The organism is uncultured Porticoccus sp. (assembly GCF_963975625.1).
Taxonomy (GTDB): domain Bacteria; phylum Pseudomonadota; class Gammaproteobacteria; order Pseudomonadales; family Porticoccaceae; genus Porticoccus.
Genome location: NZ_CAXBHS010000004.1, coordinates 160,266 through 176,361, shown reverse-complemented (window position 1 = coordinate 176,361; position 16,096 = coordinate 160,266). Strand labels below are relative to the sequence as shown.

The window sequence follows — 16,096 nt, the reverse complement described above, 5'->3', positions numbered from 1 at the left end:
CCGATGTCGGTAACCGCACCATACGGCAGTTGGGCATCGCCCATCGTCCCCGCGCTGCTCACCAGCGCTGTACCCGGGTACGCCTGGCCTCGAATGGATCGTGGCAATCTTTACTGGCTGGAGTCCCGCCCGTGGGAAAACGGTCGATCGGTCATTGTACAAAAAGACCCGCAAGGTAATATCAGGGATGTTCTGCAGGCACCCCTCAGCGCCCGCAGCAAGGTACACGAATACGGTGGCATTCCCTACCTGGTGGCTGACGATACGCTTTACTTCTGTCTTCAGGACGATCAGCGTCTCTACGCTCAGGACCTGAGTGTGCTCGATGCGATCCCGCGCCCACTCACCCCCGAAAGTGACTACCGGTTTGCTGATTTTTGTCTGGATCGCAAACGCCAGCGGCTGATTTGCGTGGCAGAAAACCATGCACAACCGGGGGAGCCGGAAAATCTTCTAGTTTCGGTACCATTGGACCGGTCAATGGTCATTCAACGGCTCTGTGAAGGCGCGGACTTTTACGCTTATCCAAGGCTCGACAAGCACAGCGAGCAGCTGTGCTGGATCAGCTGGGATCATCCGGACTTACCCTGGGACAACACCCAGCTCTGGCTGGCAGAACTGGACGCCAACGGCCACCCTGTCGAGCCACGTCTGCTTGCCGGAAACGGCCATGAATCGATTGTACAGCCCTGCTGGGCCCCGGATAACCAGTTGTATTTTGTCTCTGACCGCGACAACTGGTGGAACCTGTACCGATGGGCCCCCGATAGCGATCACATCTCGGCCCTGTTGCCGATGGCGGCTGAGTTCGCCACCCCTCTCTGGGTATTGGGTATGTCCAACTATGGTTTCTGCGAGGACGGGACACTGGTCTGCAGTTATACGCAGCAGGGGAGCTGGCAACTGGCCACGTTGCCGCCCGGCAACCAGACCCTGCAACCGGTTTCAACCGACTTCACCCAGATCTCAGACCTCTATTGTGAAGGCAATCGCGCATGGCTGGTGGGGGGATCTGCCACCCGGGGAGCAGAGCTGGCACAATTGGACACCTGCAAGAGAGATACTCAACCAGGCCAGCTCAGCGTATTGGCCAGGAGCAGTTCACCCGCTATTCAATCCGGTTATCTGTCCCGCCCTCAGCCAGTCAGCTTTCCAACCAGTGGCGGGGATATTGCTCACGGATTTTTTTACCCGCCGGCAAACCCCGGGTTTAGTGGTCCGACAAACGGCTTGCCGCCGCTCCTCGTCGTCTGCCATGGCGGTCCAACCGGGGCAACCGGTTCCGCCCTCAACCTTAAAATCCAGTACTGGACCAGTCGGGGCTTTGCCGTACTGGATGTGAACTACCGGGGCAGCACTGGTTATGGACGTCAATACCGCCAACAACTCCAGGGCCAGTGGGGCATCGTCGATGTGGAAGATGTGACGGCAGGTGCCCGCTATCTGATCGAACAACAGAAAGTCGACCCACAGAAAATTGCTATCCGGGGCAGCAGTGCCGGTGGCTATACGGTACTGGCCGCATTGTGTTTCCGGGATATGTTCAAGGCGGGAGCCTGCCTGTACGGTATTGGCGACCTCGAAACACTGGCCCGCGATACCCATAAATTCGAGTCCCGCTACCTCAACCGTCTGGTAGGTCCCTATCCGGAAAAACAGTCGGTCTATCGTGACCGCTCCCCGCTTTACCACGCGGAGAAGTTTCATTGCCCGGTGATCTTTTTCCAGGGGATGGACGACCGGGTGGTACCACCGGAGCAAGCGTTGACCATGGTCAACGCACTGAAAGAAAAACACCTGCCCGTGGCCTACCTGCCCTTTGCCGAAGAGGGCCACGGCTTCAGAAAGGCGGAGACAATCCACCAGGCACTTGAGGCAGAGCTGTATTTTTACGGCAAAGTTTTCGGCTTTACCCCCGCGGATGAACTGCCGGCCATTTCCATACACAACCTTCAGGAATAGACCGCTAACCCATGGGCAGATACCGGCCACCCGTCACCAGAAGCGCACCCTATATCACACCGGAAGGCGCTCGGGCATTGCGGAAAGAGCTGCACAAACTTTGGAAAGTGGAGCGCCCTGTGGTTACGGCCGCCGTCCATGAGGCCGCCAAAAATGGCGACCGCTCGGAGAATGGTGATTACATTTACGGCAAAAAACGACTTCGGGAAATTGATCGTCGGGTACGCTATCTGAGCAAACGGCTCGATGAAATCACCGTCGTAGACCGACAACCCGAAGACCGTAACAGGATTTACTTCGGCGCCTGGGTCACTCTCGAAGATGCACAGGAAAATCAGCATCGTTTCAGACTCGTGGGTGCCGATGAAATTGATCCCGCACAACATAAAATCAGCATTGATTCACCATTGGGACGACAACTCCTGGGCAAGCGCCTCGATGATGAGATATCTCTGGTCATCAAGGGCACCACGGCCCAGTGGCTGATCAGTGAAATTTGTTACACACACTGTGCTAGCGACCGGGAAAACCCGGCTTAGCAAGTCAGTTCAGTGCAGTATGAAAGCCCCGTACCCGCGAGTGTACTGCCTGTGCCAGTTGGCACTTTGGTACAAGACCGTGCCTCTGTAAATATTTCCCTGATCCGCCAGCTGTCGTGATCAATCCTGATCGCCCTGGAGCTCAGGGTTTTCGAAAGCGTGACTGGCTTCAGCCGTTTTCACCGGGTAATCTTTGAGGAATACCCCATGTTCACCGTCTTTTAACACCCGGTGAATCAGCCACTCACGGGGCACCGTGCCACGCTCCACATCCAGTAGATCTATAAACTCCTCAGGAGTAGGCTGTTTATCACTGTCAAGCACCAACTTGACGTTGGGCAGGTGGCGTTTTTTGGTTTGTGAAGAGAGCACAATGCCGACATAGCCATTACCTAATTCCACAATTGTGCCCGGTGGATAGGGTCCCATCAGCTGAATAAATTCCAACGCCAATGCCTCATCAAAATGAGTGCCGCGATGTCGATAAATCTCTTTAAGCGAGTCCAGAGTAGACCTGGCTTTGTCATAACAGCGTTCACTGGTCATGGCATCAAAAGCATCCACGATGGCAATGATACGGGCATAACTGGACAGCTCGTGGGCAAATAGCCCGCGAGGGTAGCCCTTACCGTCCATTCGCTCATGGTGATTGATGGCGACATCAATAGCAGAACTGAGACTACCCTGAGACTTCATCAGCAGTTTCCGTCCTTCCTCGGGGTGAGCCTTCATTATGACAAACTCCTCTTCAGTCAGCTTGCCTGGCTTATTGAGAATGTTGTCCGGTATCTGCATCTTGCCCACATCGTGCAATAGACCGCCAACCCCAAGATTTATCAGTTCATTTTCGGGGAGCCGGAGATGACGACCAAACGCGATGGCGAGGATACAGACATTCAGGCAATGCTCCATGGTGTAGTAATCCATGTGCTTGATTTTCACCATCCATAACAGCGCACTAGGATTGCGCAGGATACTGTCAATGCAATTGCCTACCACATCCTTGGCTCCCTGCGTATCCAGAACATTGCCGAGCCTGGCCTGTTCCAGCAGGTTTTCCACCTGGCTATGGGTTGCCTCATAGGCTCTGCGTGCCACGGGGTGTTCATTCTCCACCGTGTTCTGCATTGAGTATTCGGGCCGGGTATTCATTGCCTGAATCAGCGAACCGCTATCATTATCAACGCGAGCTCTTTTGTGCAGAGCATTACCACCTGGACTGGCAGCGCTTCGCTTTGAACGACCGAAACTGGCTCTGAACGGATCTTTCTTTTCGCCCCAAAGGCGACCCTCCTTTTCCACAAACACGTAATCACAGTATTCCTGCAGTTTGCGAATTTCAGAGGGGTGACGTATCACAAAACCCTGTAACAAAAACGGTGTTTCCAACCAAGGGCGATCCAACTCAGTCACCAGCATGCCCAGTTTCAACCCGCTCACCGGCACACGGATAAAATTTGATCGATCGAGAAACTGGTTACTCATCTCTATTCCTTGATATCGCTGTAATGCGACAGGCCACGCAAGAATGGCTCAATCGGCAAACAGCGTTTTACGTATGTTGAAGTCTCACTGCAACCTCTTGTTTCAAGCGGGGTACCAGTTCAGCCTCAAACCACGGGTTTTTGGCCAACCAATATCGGTTGCGAGGCGAGGGATGGACCAGAGGCATAGTATCAGGTAAGTAATCACGCCAGTGGTGGACCCGTGCAGTAAGCGTCCGGTGTTGCGTCTCTTTGAGATAATAGCGCTGGGCATATTGGCCAATCAACAGGGTCAGGGATATCCTCGGCAACCGGGTCAGTATCGCCTCATGCCAGGTGGGCGCACACTCTGCCCTGGGTGGTAAATCACCGGACTTCCCCCGTCCCGGATAGCAAAAGCCCATCGGCATAATCGCAAAAAAGCCCGCATCATAAAACTGTGTTTTACTGACCCCCAACCACTGGCGCAACCGGTCACCACTGGGATCATCCCAGGGAATACCACTGGCATGCACCCGAGTCCCCGGCGCCTGACCAATCACCAGAACCTGGGCCGTCGACTCTGCACGCAAGACCGGCCTCGGCCCCAGCGGCAAATTCCTGCACAGGGTACAAGATCGCACCTCGCTCAGCAGATCGCGAAGCACCAAGGCATCATCATCTCCGGCGACATGGCTCACGGATCAACCCCGAAGCTCATTGTTGTCGACACTGGCCCAGTAAGTATTGAGCAGAAAACCACCCAGCACACCCAGCACCAGCCACAGCGACCACACCCCGCCGGGAACGGTCAATAATACCCAGGCCACCCCCGACATAACAAACAGGGATACCAGAGGCTGGCGCAATTTTCGGTTGATCGAATAGCCATTATCGTAGGGACGAATACGATTCAGAAGGGGCGCCCCCGATGACAGTAAAACTCCCAGCCAAACAATATCCCGGGCGACAAACAATCCCGCCAGAGCGGCCAGAAAAGCCACCGTGCTCCAAGTGTAAAAAAACAGGGAAAAAAGCTTTTTCATAGGGCCGACCACCATCAATCAGACTGCTGAGTTGCCACACCAGACAGCCGAGGCATAACACGCGCCCGCAAAAACTCGGGCAACACCAGCATGGCCGGAGTGAACACCAGTGTCAAAATCGTCGAGAACAGCAGGCCATTGACGATCGCGGCGGCCAATTGCTGCCACCATGAAGCGAGCTCGCCGTTCACCTCAATCTGTCGGTGAATAAAGTCCAGACTGACACTACAGGCCAATGGCAGCAATCCCACCGCTGTTGTAACCGTGGTCAACAATACCGGACGAAGCCGGGTAATGGCGGACGAGACAGCGGCATCCAATGCGCTCAGATGACTCTCCTCCCGGCGCAGGTGGTTATAGGTATCAATCAGCACAATATTATTGTTCACCACGATACCGGCAAGCGCCACGATGCCGATACCCGACATCAAGACACTCAGCGGCTGTTGCATCACCAGTAAACCCAATAATACACCGGCCGTGGACATCACCACGGCCGAGAGAATCAGGAACGCCTGGTAGAAACTGTTGAACTGCATGACCATCAGAATCAGCATCAAAAACAGCGCCATCAGAAAGGCCACACCGAGGAATGCAATAGAATCTTCCTGCTCCTCGTTGGCGCCCCGAAAAGCAATTTTTACGGCAGGGTTGATGTCGGCGGTTTTCAGCCAGGCAGCAATTTCCTTCACCTTGTCATCCGGCAACACGCCATCTTCGGCATTGGCCTTCACAAACAACACATCACTCCGGTCGATCCGCTGGATGCTGTCCAGCCGCGGTCGGGGTTTGCGTTCAACAAAAGTGCTGACCGGCACGGCTCCGGATGGCGTTGTAACCCGCAGTTCATCCAACGCAAAAAGCCCGCGGTCCGCCGCCGGATAGCGCACCCGGATTTCCACTTCCTCCTCCGCATCATCGGGCCGGAATTCACCGATCTTGATGCCATTGGTCACCAACTGCACCATGTTGCCCACCTGCAGGGTATCGACGCCCAACATAGCCGCTTCGGCGCGATCGACCACCAGCTCCCACTCAATGCCGGGCAAAGGCAGGGTGTCCTCGATATCCCGCAAGCCGGTCATCTGACTCTCCAGGTAATAGCGAATCCGTCGGGCTTCCTCCCGCATAACTCCCCGATTGGAGGAAGAAAGCTGCAACTGGATGTCCTTACCCACCGGCGGACCACCCTGAACCGGATTAACCGTCACATCTATACCAGCCATACCGGCCACGGCGCGACGAACATCGGCATAGACTTCGCGGCTGGTGCGGTCGCGATCACTGGCCCGCCCTAATTCCACCAGGATATTACTGATCTGATCTTTGGCTCGCTCAAGGTTGCCGCCAATGCTGCTGCCCCGGCTTGCGGCGTAGACAGTTTTTACATGGGGTACGGCCATTACCCGGAGTTCGACCTCCCGGGACAGTCGCGCCATATCGGCTATGGTCAAATTGCCCTGTGCCTGTACAGACACAATCCCGTAGCGATCTTCGGTCTCCACAAAAAAGTCCACTCCACGACCAAACGTGCCGTAGAGCACAAAAATCGTCACCAACAGCAGCAGCACCGAAACTATCGTCAATACCGGCTGAGCCAGAGCCCAGCCAATAAACTTGCCGTAGGCGGTACCAAGCTTACCAAGATAAGCCTTCCCCCTGACCGGGATATCGGTTGCAAGGGCCGACTGATCTTTTTTCCGGCCAAACAACACACCCAGTACCGGCACAAATAACAGGGCGTACAACAGAGACCAACTGAGCACCGCAAAAACTGTCACTGGCAAGTAGGACATGAATTCTCCCACGACCCCCGGCCAGAGCATGAGCGGTAAAAAAACGGCCAGCGTCGTTGCCGTCGAAGCGACCACCGGCATAAACATACGGCGCACTGCTGTCACATAGGCATCACGCAGCGACATACCCGACAGGGTTTTCTGGTCGGCGTACTCCACCACCACAATGGCCCCATCAATCAGCATCCCCAGTGCCAGCAACAGTCCGAAAATCACCATGAAGTTAAAACTGTAACCGAGCAGGTAGACAACAATCGTTGCACCAAACAGTGAAAAGGGAATACCGAGACTCACCAGCAACCCGGAGCGCAAACCCAGTGCGGCCACCACTACCACCATCACCAGTGCAACAGCGGTGAGAATGTTGCCCTGTAACTCATTGACCATTTGCAGAGCGAAATCAGACGCGTCAAAAATATAGTCGATCTGGACGCCCCGGGGCAGGGTGTCGGCAGAACCTTCTACCAGAGCCTTGACCGAGGCGACAGACTTGATGGCATTGGCCTGGTTGCGTTTAAACACTTCAATGGCCATGGCCTGCCGACCATCGATATGGCTGAAGGTGGTGGGATCCTTAAAGGTACGGCGAATATCTGCCACATCTGCCAGCGTGACCACCCCCTCGGCGTTGGACTTCAGCGGCAATCCCATCAGATCTTCTCGCCCCTCGATAAGACCCGGCACCTTGACCCCGAAACGGCCGCTGGCCGTATCGTACTCGCCACTCGGAACCAGCAGGTTATTGGCTGCCACAGTTTTCAAGAGCTCATCGGCCGTGATGTTGTAGTGTTCGAGTGCAGAGGGGTTCAGCAGGACTTCGACCACCTCCTCGCGATCACCCGACAGATTGGCCTGTAGAATTTCCGGCAGTGATTCTATTTCCAGCCGCAAATCACGGACGATGTGAAACAACTCGCGCTCGGTAAGCTGTTCCCCGGAAAAAGCAATCACCAGAGTCGGCTCGGGGGATGCCGACAGTTCGTTGACGATCGGCTCATCCGTATCATTGGGGAATTCCGCCTTGGCGCGGTTCACCGCCTCACGCACATCCGCCAGTGCGGCACTGATATCAATATCAATCTCAAATTCCACAACCGCAAAAGCCGACCCTTCCTGGGCACGGGTAGTCAGTTCCTCCACCCCGTCCAGTGATTTCAATTCGATTTCCAGCGGCTTGACCAGCAGACGATTGGCGTCTTCTGGCGAAATCCCCTGATGCGTTACCGTCACCATCACCACCGGCACGGTCACATCGGGATTCAGATCAACACTGATCAGGTAACGGGCTACCACGCCGGCAATCAATACAAACAGCAGAATGGATACGGTGGCTCTGGCGCGACTGATCGCCTGCTCGAGAAGCTTCATTGGGCAGACTGAACCTCTGCGACAGGAAGCGTTTCTTCCTCTTCTGCCACCACCTGTTCACCCGCAGAGACATATTCCTGCCCAACGGTAATGATACGGGTGCGCTCCGGTAGCCCGGCAACCCACACGCCCTCGCCGTCATCACCGATCAGATCGATCAGGACAAAGTCCACCCGATCATCCTGACCAATGATTTTCAAGCCAAGCTCACCACCATCACCCAGAGCCAGCAGCGATGCCGGCACACGGTGGGCCTGAAATACTTGAGTAGCCACCATCACCTGACTGGCCACACCGGCGCGAAGGCGAAAGGAAGGGTTTGGCAGGGTGACCTCCATTTCATAGGTGCGGGTTTGCGGTTCGGCCAAGTGGCTTAGATAGGTCACCTTACCGGTCACCAACTGCCCCGTGGCCAGCCGTACCGAGGCTTTACCACCAACCTCCGCACGAACGACTTCGCGTTCCGAGAGGCGCGCAACCACTTTCAGTGGATTCATTTCCACTATCTCGGCACAGATATGATTGCGGTCCATGTAATCGCCCACCTCCACAGGCCGGTCATCGACAAAACCGGCAAAAGGGGCCGCAATACGGGTATTGGCTAAATGGATTTCCGTGAGGCGAAGTGCGGCCCTGGCGCTTTCCAGACGCGCATTGGCCTGGGCGATAGCCGAATCAGACTGATAGCCCTTTTCTTTCAGCTTCAGGGCACCGCGATAGTCGATTTCAGCCTGCGCAACGGCTGCCTGGGCTTCCAGCACCCGCTGCTCGCGGTCTTCCTTGGCAAGTTCACAAACGATATCGCCTTCCTCAACCGCCTGTCCCTTGTCGGCGGGCACTGCTATCACCCGACCACTGACTTCAGCCCGCAGGGTCACATGGCGATTCGGTACCGTCCTGCCCCGAGCGGAAATCTGGCGGGAATAGTCCTCTGCCTCCACCCAGCGAACCCTGACCTTGGTCAACTCACTCGCAACCACCGGGTCGTCCGCTGGTGTGATCCCGTCGTTACCGGTCACCAGTCCACTGACAAACCAGATGATGATTAATACCAGGATCACCAGCGCGATTTTCACATTGGCATTCAATTATGTTCTCCCCACAGAGCAGCACAACTCGCACGCAGACCATTCTGCACCGCAACAGCCATGGTAGCCGAGCCAATAAAAGGATGAAACGCGAATCACGGAGAGCTTCAACTCACGACATCCCAACATCATTGTTGATCGGCCCGAGTTTTGTATTGAGTTGCTGAAGGCGGTCAGCCAGAAACAGGGCGTAGTCCCGCTGCTCCTGCAACTCCGCTTCTGAATCACCTGCGGGAGAGCGGTGGATAAGGTTAAACGGTACCCGCACCATCGGGTGATCGGGAAACTGCGAGCGATAGAGCTCTATGCGCCAGCGGAGGATATGTACAATCTGCCGATAGACGATCAGTTGCGTCGGCAACGTCAACGGATTGTGCTCAGGCTTGGCATGCAGGCAGGCAAGGTCCGTGGCGAACACAACGGCTTCACGAATCAGCCCCGGCACAACGATATCCTGTGTTCTTTTATGGCCGGTAATCACGGCAATTTCGCCAAACACATCCCCCGGAATCAAAACCCCAATCACTTTGCTGTGATCAAGCGGGTCGCACACCAGCAGTTTTCCCCGCATCAGGAAGTACATCCAACTGCCCTGTTCACCGGCCTTGAGGAACGTCTCACCGGGTGCTACCGAATAGAGATGGGACTGCTGAATCAGTATCTGCAGCTGCTGCGGATCGTGACGGCCGACTTCCTTGAAAAAATGCAGTGAGGCGACCTTTTTTTCCAGCTCTTCTGCTGTCAATTGCAATGCCGGGTTCGTAGGCATCAATAGAGCTCCCCTGGTTGCTGGGCAAATTATCATACCCCTTGCGGCGGATAGCCAGTGTTTAAGCGTATTTAACGTAGGAACAGGGCACCGGGGTGATACAACCGGCAGACAGCTGTTACAGTAACCGGGACAAACCGGCAACCAAGATACCATACAGTAGCGGCGTCAAAACCTGCCCTGTCGCTTTTTGCCAAGATACTTTTTAACCTGCAATGGATGACCAGACTATCAGTACACTGCACTTCAAGAACAGTTTTGCCGCACTGGGTGAGAACTTCTCCACCCCGGTTACACCCAGTGGCATTGAGAATCCCTGGCTGGTCAGCGTCAACGAGGACGCCGCCGATTTGTTGGGTATTGATACGGCAGAATTGCAACAGAACTGGTTTTTACAGTGGTGCAGCGGCAACCTCACCCTGCCGGGCAGTGCCCCCCGGGCGATGGTGTACAGCGGCCACCAGTTTGGTTCCTATGTACCTCGATTGGGTGATGGACGCGGACTGTTACTGGGTGAAGTGGAGGGACCACAGGGCAAATGGGACGTCCATCTCAAAGGCGCCGGACAAACGCCCTACTCCCGCTTTGGCGATGGTCGCGCCGTATTGCGCTCTACCATCCGCGAATACCTGTGCAGTGAAGCCATGCACGGTCTGGGCATTGCCACTACCCGGGCACTGAGCATCGCCGCCAGTAACGAACCCGTCTACCGGGAAACCACCGAGCAGGCCGCCATGCTGATTCGGCTGGCCCGCAGTCATGTCCGCTTCGGCTCCTTTGAATATTTTCATCATCGAGGTGAAACCGAACAGGTCCAGATCCTGGCTGACCATGTGATCGAACAACATCTGCCTGAACTCGCTGGCTGTGATGACTCTTATCTGGGTCTGTTCCGGCATGCCGTTCACAGTACGGCACGGCTGATTGCCCAGTGGCAGGCAGTGGGCTTTGCTCACGGTGTGATGAACACCGACAACATGTCGATTATTGGCGACACGCTGGATTACGGCCCGTTCGGCTTTCTCGATGGCTACAACCCGGACTTTATCTGCAATCATTCCGATCACAGCGGGCGCTATGCCTTCAAACGACAGCCCGTTATCGGTTTATGGAATTGCAATGCCCTGGCCAATGCCCTCACCAGCCTGCTCAGTGTGGAAGCGTTGACCGCAGTATTGGAAGAATACGAGCCGCTGTTTATTGACAGCCTGCTGCAACTTCACCGACAAAAGTTGGGGCTGACTACGACAGAGGAAGGCGATCAGGCCCTGATCGATGACCTGCTGGCAACCCTGACAGCCAGCAACGTCGACTACACTATTTACTTTCGCAAACTCTGCGCCTTTCAGGAGCAAGGTGCCAGTGACCGACTGCGCGACTTGTTTCTGGATCGCGCAGCCTTCGATAGCTGGGCTGAACGCTATCATCAGCGACTCGCCAGAGAGCCTGAACAGATCTCAGAGGCTGAGCGCCGACAAGCCATGCTGAAAACCAATCCCAAGTATGTGTTGCGCAACTACATGGCGGAAATCGCCATTCGCCATGCCGAGGATGAAGGGAATTATCGTGAAATCGACCGATTGCTCAAGCTACTGCAAACGCCCTTTGACGAGCATCCGGACTGCGAGGAATACGCCAGGCATCCACCGGCCTGGAGCCAACAGTTGAGTGTCAGTTGTTCTTCCTGACCGCATTTTTAACCAATCGCTCGAATGCGCAATGACTCGACAGGATGACGTTTATGGGCCTATTGTGCAGACCCCTTGTCCTCCGGCTGCCAGGGCCACCGGCCCTCTATTTCAAGGTGCAGGGTCAGACTGAGGAAGGTTCGGATCAGAATGATCAGACCGAGCACGGCGACATTCTCCAATGAGGTTTCTACAATCACGGTACGGATGATGTCCCCGGCAATCAGGAACTCCAGCCCCAGGATTATCGAGCGTCCCAGCTGCCTGCGATACACCCGGTAAGCAATGCCCTCCGACTGATGTCGATAACCCCGCAGGAAATTGATAGTGGAGAGAACAGAGCCGATCATCACCACTAACACACCGGCAGCTTCGATGGCGTATCCCGCCAGGGAAATAATCTCGGTAAGTCCCATGATATTCCTGTCCTGTTTTAGAGCGGCCAGACCCAAAGAATCATGGGCGTGGCACTAGCCACGATCAGTATGGATAACGGCAGCCCCATACGCCAATAGTCACCGAACTGATAACCACCCGGCTCCATCACCAAAGTATTGGATTGATGTCCTATAGGTGTTAAAAAAGCACTGGAGGCACCAATTGCCACTGCCATGAGAAAGGGATCCGCCGAGACCTGCATGCCCTGCGCAAGGTTGATGGCTACCGGAGCAGCCAGAATAGCAGCGGCGGCATTATTGACTACATTGGATAGCAGCATGACCGCCGTCATCAGTATCGCCAGGGTCGCTATCGGCGGAACAGCGCCGGCAATATTCAATAGTCCGTCGGCAATCAACTGGGAGCCACCGGTCGTTTCCAGTGCATTACCAACCGGCAGCATCGCGGCCAGCAATACAATCACCGGCATATCGATACTTTTGTAGATTTCACCCGGCGGCACCAGATTCACCAGCACCATCACCAATGCGCCACACACCAGTGCAGTGGCGGCAGATACCAGATTCAGGGCTATCATCGCCAACGACAGGGCAAAGATCGCGATGGCCAGAAAAACCTTGCGTGGCCGACCTATCTCCAGCCCCCGGGAAGCCAGTGGCAGGCAACCCAGACTGGAAAGAGCTGCCGACATATTCTCCTCCTGAACCTGCAACAGCAGTATGTCCCCCGCCACAAAGCGGATTTTGCCAATCCGTTGCCGCAGCCGATGGCCCTGCCGGGCCACAGCGAGCACGTTCACGCTAAAGCGCTTGCGTAAATCAACACCGGTGGCGGTTGTGCCCAGCAGAACCGAGCCGGGCGTAACAATAGCTTCCGCCAACGTCAGCTTGCCGGGTTTGGTCTTTGATCTGTCTTCGACCTTTTCTTCAGCAACCGCATCGCTGCTCCTGTCGACCTGCGTTTGCTCCAGAGCAACCTGTAATTCTTCCTGATCATCTTTGGATGACTCTGCCAGATCCTGCTCTTTGTTGCTCCCCTCTGCCAATTCGAGCCCGGTCTCATCGATCAATGACTTGAGGCTGTCCGAGTCCGCCTCCACCAGCAAAATATCCTGCTCCCTGAGCACCTTGTAGATGGACGGCATTTCCTGACGCTGCTCGTCGCGGTAGAGGCCCACCACCATCACATCAGAATCGTCTTGCACGACGGACAATAGATCGTAGAGGGTTTGCCCCGCGTATTTACAGCCCTCGGGGATACGCAGTTCCGTCAGGTAGGCACTGATTTCAAACAGCGATTCCGAGTCATCCTGATCTTCACGCCGGGGCGTCAATCGCCAGCCGATCAGCGCGATAAAGACCACGCCAACCACCGTCACCAGCGTCCCCACCGGCATAAAATCAAACATGCCAAACGGTGTACCACCGGCCTCTGCCCGATAGGACGCAATGATGATATTGGGTGGGGTGCCGATCATGGTCAGCATCCCGCCGAGCAGCGAGCCAAACGCTAAAGGCATCAGCAGCAGGGAGGGAGAAAAGCCGCTCTGGCGGGACATCCACACTGCCACTGGCATAAACAGCGCCAGCGCACCGACATTGTTCATAAAACCGGAGCAGATGGCCACGATACCGGTCAGCACCGCCACCTGAATCCAGGGTGCATCGCCCGCTCGCATCAGATGCCGGGACAGGGTATCCACCACCCCGGCATTGAGCAGTCCACGACTCAACACCAGCACTGCCGCCACCGTAATCACTGCGGGGTGACCAAGCCCCATAAAGACCTGATCAGGCGGCACAATACCCACCAGCGCCACTACCAGCAGGGCCATCAGTGCGACGATATCGTAGCGCCAGCGATTCCAGACAAACATACCCAAGGTAGCGGCCAGCACCGCAAAGACAATTAATTGATCACTGTTTACACCACTCACAGGGATACTCCAGATCAACATTTGATGGGCTGAACAAACACAACAAACCGGGTTTGCCAGAGGCAGGCCCAACCGCTGATTTGTGTAGTATTCACTACAGGGTTACCTCGATCTGCCCAACAACCCGCAGGGCTTTCGCCACAGCTGCCTCAGTGCTGCTATCCCGGGCCAGTGCAACCCCGAGACGTCGTTCACCACGAACCGCCGGTTTACCGAACAGGCGCAGTTCCGTGTCCGGCTCGGCCAGCGCTGCAGACAGGTTGCCGTAACGCATGTCGCTGGACTCGCCCGTCACCAATAATACGGCGGAAGCACAGGGCCCAAGCTGTCGGATCACAGGAATCGGCAAGCCGAGAATGGCCCTGGCATGCAGGGCGAATTCGGACAGATTCTGGGACATCAGTGTCACCAGACCGGTGTCGTGGGGCCTTGGTGATACCTCACTGAAATAGACGGCATTGCCCTTGATAAACAGTTCTACCCCAAACAGGCCATAGCCACCCAGCGCGCCGGTGACGGCGGCGGCAACCCGCTGCGCTTCCTCGAGAATAGCGGCATCCATAAACTGGGGCTGCCAGGACTCGCGATAATCACCTTTCTCCTGACGATGGCCGATGGGTGCGCAGAAACTGGTGCCATCCCGATGACGCACCGTAAGCAGGGTGATTTCCTCATCAAAGTCCACAAACCCCTCGACAATCACCTTACCCTGACCGCTGCGACCACCGGATTGGGCGTACTCCCAGGCGGCATCAATCTGCTCTTCGGTTTTGACGGTGCTCTGGCCTTTGCCCGAAGAAGACATAATCGGTTTGACCACACAGGGCAGGCCGACCGCCCTGATAGCCACATCATATTCAGCCCTGGTTTCAGCAAAACGGTAAGGCGAGGTAGCCAGTCTCAGTTCCTCGGCGGCAAGTCGGCGGATGCCCTCGCGGTTCATGGTGAGGTGAACCGCTCTCGCCGAGGGCACCACCTGCCAGCCCTCCTGCTCGAGCGCCACCAGCTCGGCGGTGGCAATCGCCTCGATTTCCGGCACAATCAGATGCGGCTTTTCGTTCTCCACCAGCCAGCGCAAAGCCTCCCCGTCCAGCATGTTGATCACATGACTGCGATGGGCCACCTGCATGGCCGGGGCATTGGCATAGCGATCCACGGCAATCACCTCGCAACCATAGCGCATCAACTCTATGGCCACCTCTTTGCCGAGCTCACCACTGCCGAGAAACATCACCCGGGTGGCATGGGGTGCGAGAGGGGTACCAATGGTTGTCATGAATCACTCCTGTCGGTGGGCCTGTCGGTCATCTGGGACAGATCGGGAAGCTGCACGATCAAATCCGCCGGGCGTTATCTTTTTCTCGCCAATGTCAGTCCGTCCCCAATCGGCACCAGGCTGATGTCCAGCCGCTGATCGGCCAGCAGTTTCTGGTTAAAGGCACGAATGGCCAGAGTATCCTCATCCTGTTTGTCGGGATCGATAACCGAGCCGCCCCACAGGACGTTGTCCACGACAATCAGGCCACCCTGGCGCAGCAGTGCCAGACAGTGCTCGTAATAGGCGTCGTAACTTGCTTTATCGGCATCGATAAAGGCCATGTCAAAACGCCCGGCGGCACCGTCCTTGCGCAGGGTTTGCAAGGTCTCGCTTGCCGGGGCCAGATGCAGGTCTATTTTGCTGCTCACACCGGCCTCGCTCCAGTAGCGCTGGGCAATATTGGTATATTCTTCACTGACATCACAGGCCAGCAAACGGCCATTCTCGGGCAGTGCCAGCGCCATTGCCAGGGAGCTATAGCCGGTGTAGACCCCCACTTCGATGATGTTTCGGGCACCGCAGAGATGCACCAGCAGCGCCATGAACTGCCCCTGCTCCGGGGCGATTTGCATATTGGCCGTGGGAAGGGTCGCGGTTTCCTCGCGCAATGCCGCCAGCACTTCTGGCTCGCGCAGGGAAGTATCCAGAAGATATTGATGAAGTGCGTCTGTGAGACTGATGGTTTGATTGGACATCGTCGCTCTCTCCCCTTTTATTGCAAGAA

General features: G+C 55.9%; 13 protein-coding genes. 3 read left to right on the top strand and 10 right to left on the bottom strand.

Annotation, left to right across the window (positions count from 1 at the left end; all coding sequences use genetic code 11):
- The first annotated feature begins 3 nt into the window (after positions 1-3).
- Positions 4-1,962, top strand: a complete 1,959-nt coding sequence (locus tag AACZ64_RS05685; RefSeq protein WP_293614045.1) for a S9 family peptidase — start codon at positions 4-6, stop codon at positions 1,960-1,962.
- An 11-nt stretch (positions 1,963-1,973) separates the two neighbouring features.
- Positions 1,974-2,501 carry a transcription elongation factor GreB gene (gene greB / locus AACZ64_RS05680; RefSeq protein ID WP_293614046.1) on the top strand — a complete coding sequence of 176 codons (528 nt, stop codon included), beginning with the start codon at positions 1,974-1,976 and terminating at the stop codon, positions 2,499-2,501.
- A 120-nt stretch (positions 2,502-2,621) separates the two neighbouring features.
- Here the strand turns inward: greB and AACZ64_RS05675 are convergent, their stop codons facing one another.
- The 6 genes from AACZ64_RS05675 to AACZ64_RS05650 all read right to left on the bottom strand — a co-directional run bounded on the left by AACZ64_RS05675 (position 2,622) and on the right by AACZ64_RS05650 (position 10,031).
- Complete coding sequence (locus AACZ64_RS05675) at positions 2,622-3,986, bottom strand: HD-GYP domain-containing protein (protein ID WP_293614047.1); 1,365 nt, start codon at positions 3,984-3,986, stop codon at positions 2,622-2,624.
- A 67-nt stretch (positions 3,987-4,053) separates the two neighbouring features.
- Complete coding sequence (locus tag AACZ64_RS05670) at positions 4,054-4,665, bottom strand: uracil-DNA glycosylase family protein (protein ID WP_293614048.1); 612 nt, start codon at positions 4,663-4,665, stop codon at positions 4,054-4,056.
- Between the two features lie 3 nt (positions 4,666-4,668).
- On the bottom strand, positions 4,669-5,010 hold the full coding sequence (locus AACZ64_RS05665; RefSeq protein ID WP_293614049.1) for a hypothetical protein: 342 nt from the start codon (positions 5,008-5,010) through the stop codon (positions 4,669-4,671).
- A gap of 14 nt (positions 5,011-5,024) precedes the next feature.
- Positions 5,025-8,174: an efflux RND transporter permease subunit gene (locus AACZ64_RS05660; protein WP_293614050.1), complete on the bottom strand. Its 3,150-nt coding sequence runs from the start codon at positions 8,172-8,174 to the stop codon at positions 5,025-5,027.
- Positions 8,171-9,262, bottom strand: a complete 1,092-nt coding sequence (locus tag AACZ64_RS05655) for an efflux RND transporter periplasmic adaptor subunit (protein ID WP_293614051.1) — start codon at positions 9,260-9,262, stop codon at positions 8,171-8,173. Before AACZ64_RS05655 ends, AACZ64_RS05660 begins: the two co-directional genes overlap by 4 nt.
- Positions 9,263-9,374: 112 nt before the next feature.
- On the bottom strand, positions 9,375-10,031 hold the full coding sequence (locus tag AACZ64_RS05650) for a cyclic nucleotide-binding domain-containing protein (protein WP_293614052.1): 657 nt from the start codon (positions 10,029-10,031) through the stop codon (positions 9,375-9,377).
- 215 nt (positions 10,032-10,246) lie between these two features.
- Here AACZ64_RS05650 and AACZ64_RS05645 point away from each other — a divergent pair, with 215 nt between their 5' ends.
- The gene (locus AACZ64_RS05645; protein ID WP_293614053.1) at positions 10,247-11,719 is read left to right on the top strand and encodes a YdiU family protein; all 1,473 of its coding nucleotides are present in this window, start codon (positions 10,247-10,249) and stop codon (positions 11,717-11,719) included.
- Positions 11,720-11,778: 59 nt separating this feature from the next.
- Here the strand turns inward: AACZ64_RS05645 and AACZ64_RS05640 are convergent, their stop codons facing one another.
- The 4 genes from AACZ64_RS05640 to AACZ64_RS05625 form a co-directional block, all read right to left on the bottom strand.
- On the bottom strand, positions 11,779-12,135 hold the full coding sequence (locus AACZ64_RS05640) for a DUF1622 domain-containing protein (RefSeq protein ID WP_293614054.1): 357 nt from the start codon (positions 12,133-12,135) through the stop codon (positions 11,779-11,781).
- A 17-nt stretch (positions 12,136-12,152) separates the two neighbouring features.
- Positions 12,153-14,054 carry an SLC13 family permease gene (locus AACZ64_RS05635; RefSeq protein WP_293614055.1) on the bottom strand — a complete coding sequence of 634 codons (1,902 nt, stop codon included), beginning with the start codon at positions 14,052-14,054 and terminating at the stop codon, positions 12,153-12,155.
- A gap of 94 nt (positions 14,055-14,148) precedes the next feature.
- The gene (gene purT / locus AACZ64_RS05630; RefSeq protein WP_293614056.1) at positions 14,149-15,330 is read right to left on the bottom strand and encodes a formate-dependent phosphoribosylglycinamide formyltransferase; all 1,182 of its coding nucleotides are present in this window, start codon (positions 15,328-15,330) and stop codon (positions 14,149-14,151) included.
- A gap of 74 nt (positions 15,331-15,404) precedes the next feature.
- Positions 15,405-16,067: a class I SAM-dependent methyltransferase gene (locus tag AACZ64_RS05625; protein ID WP_293614057.1), complete on the bottom strand. Its 663-nt coding sequence runs from the start codon at positions 16,065-16,067 to the stop codon at positions 15,405-15,407.
- Positions 16,068-16,096: the final 29 nt, after the last annotated feature.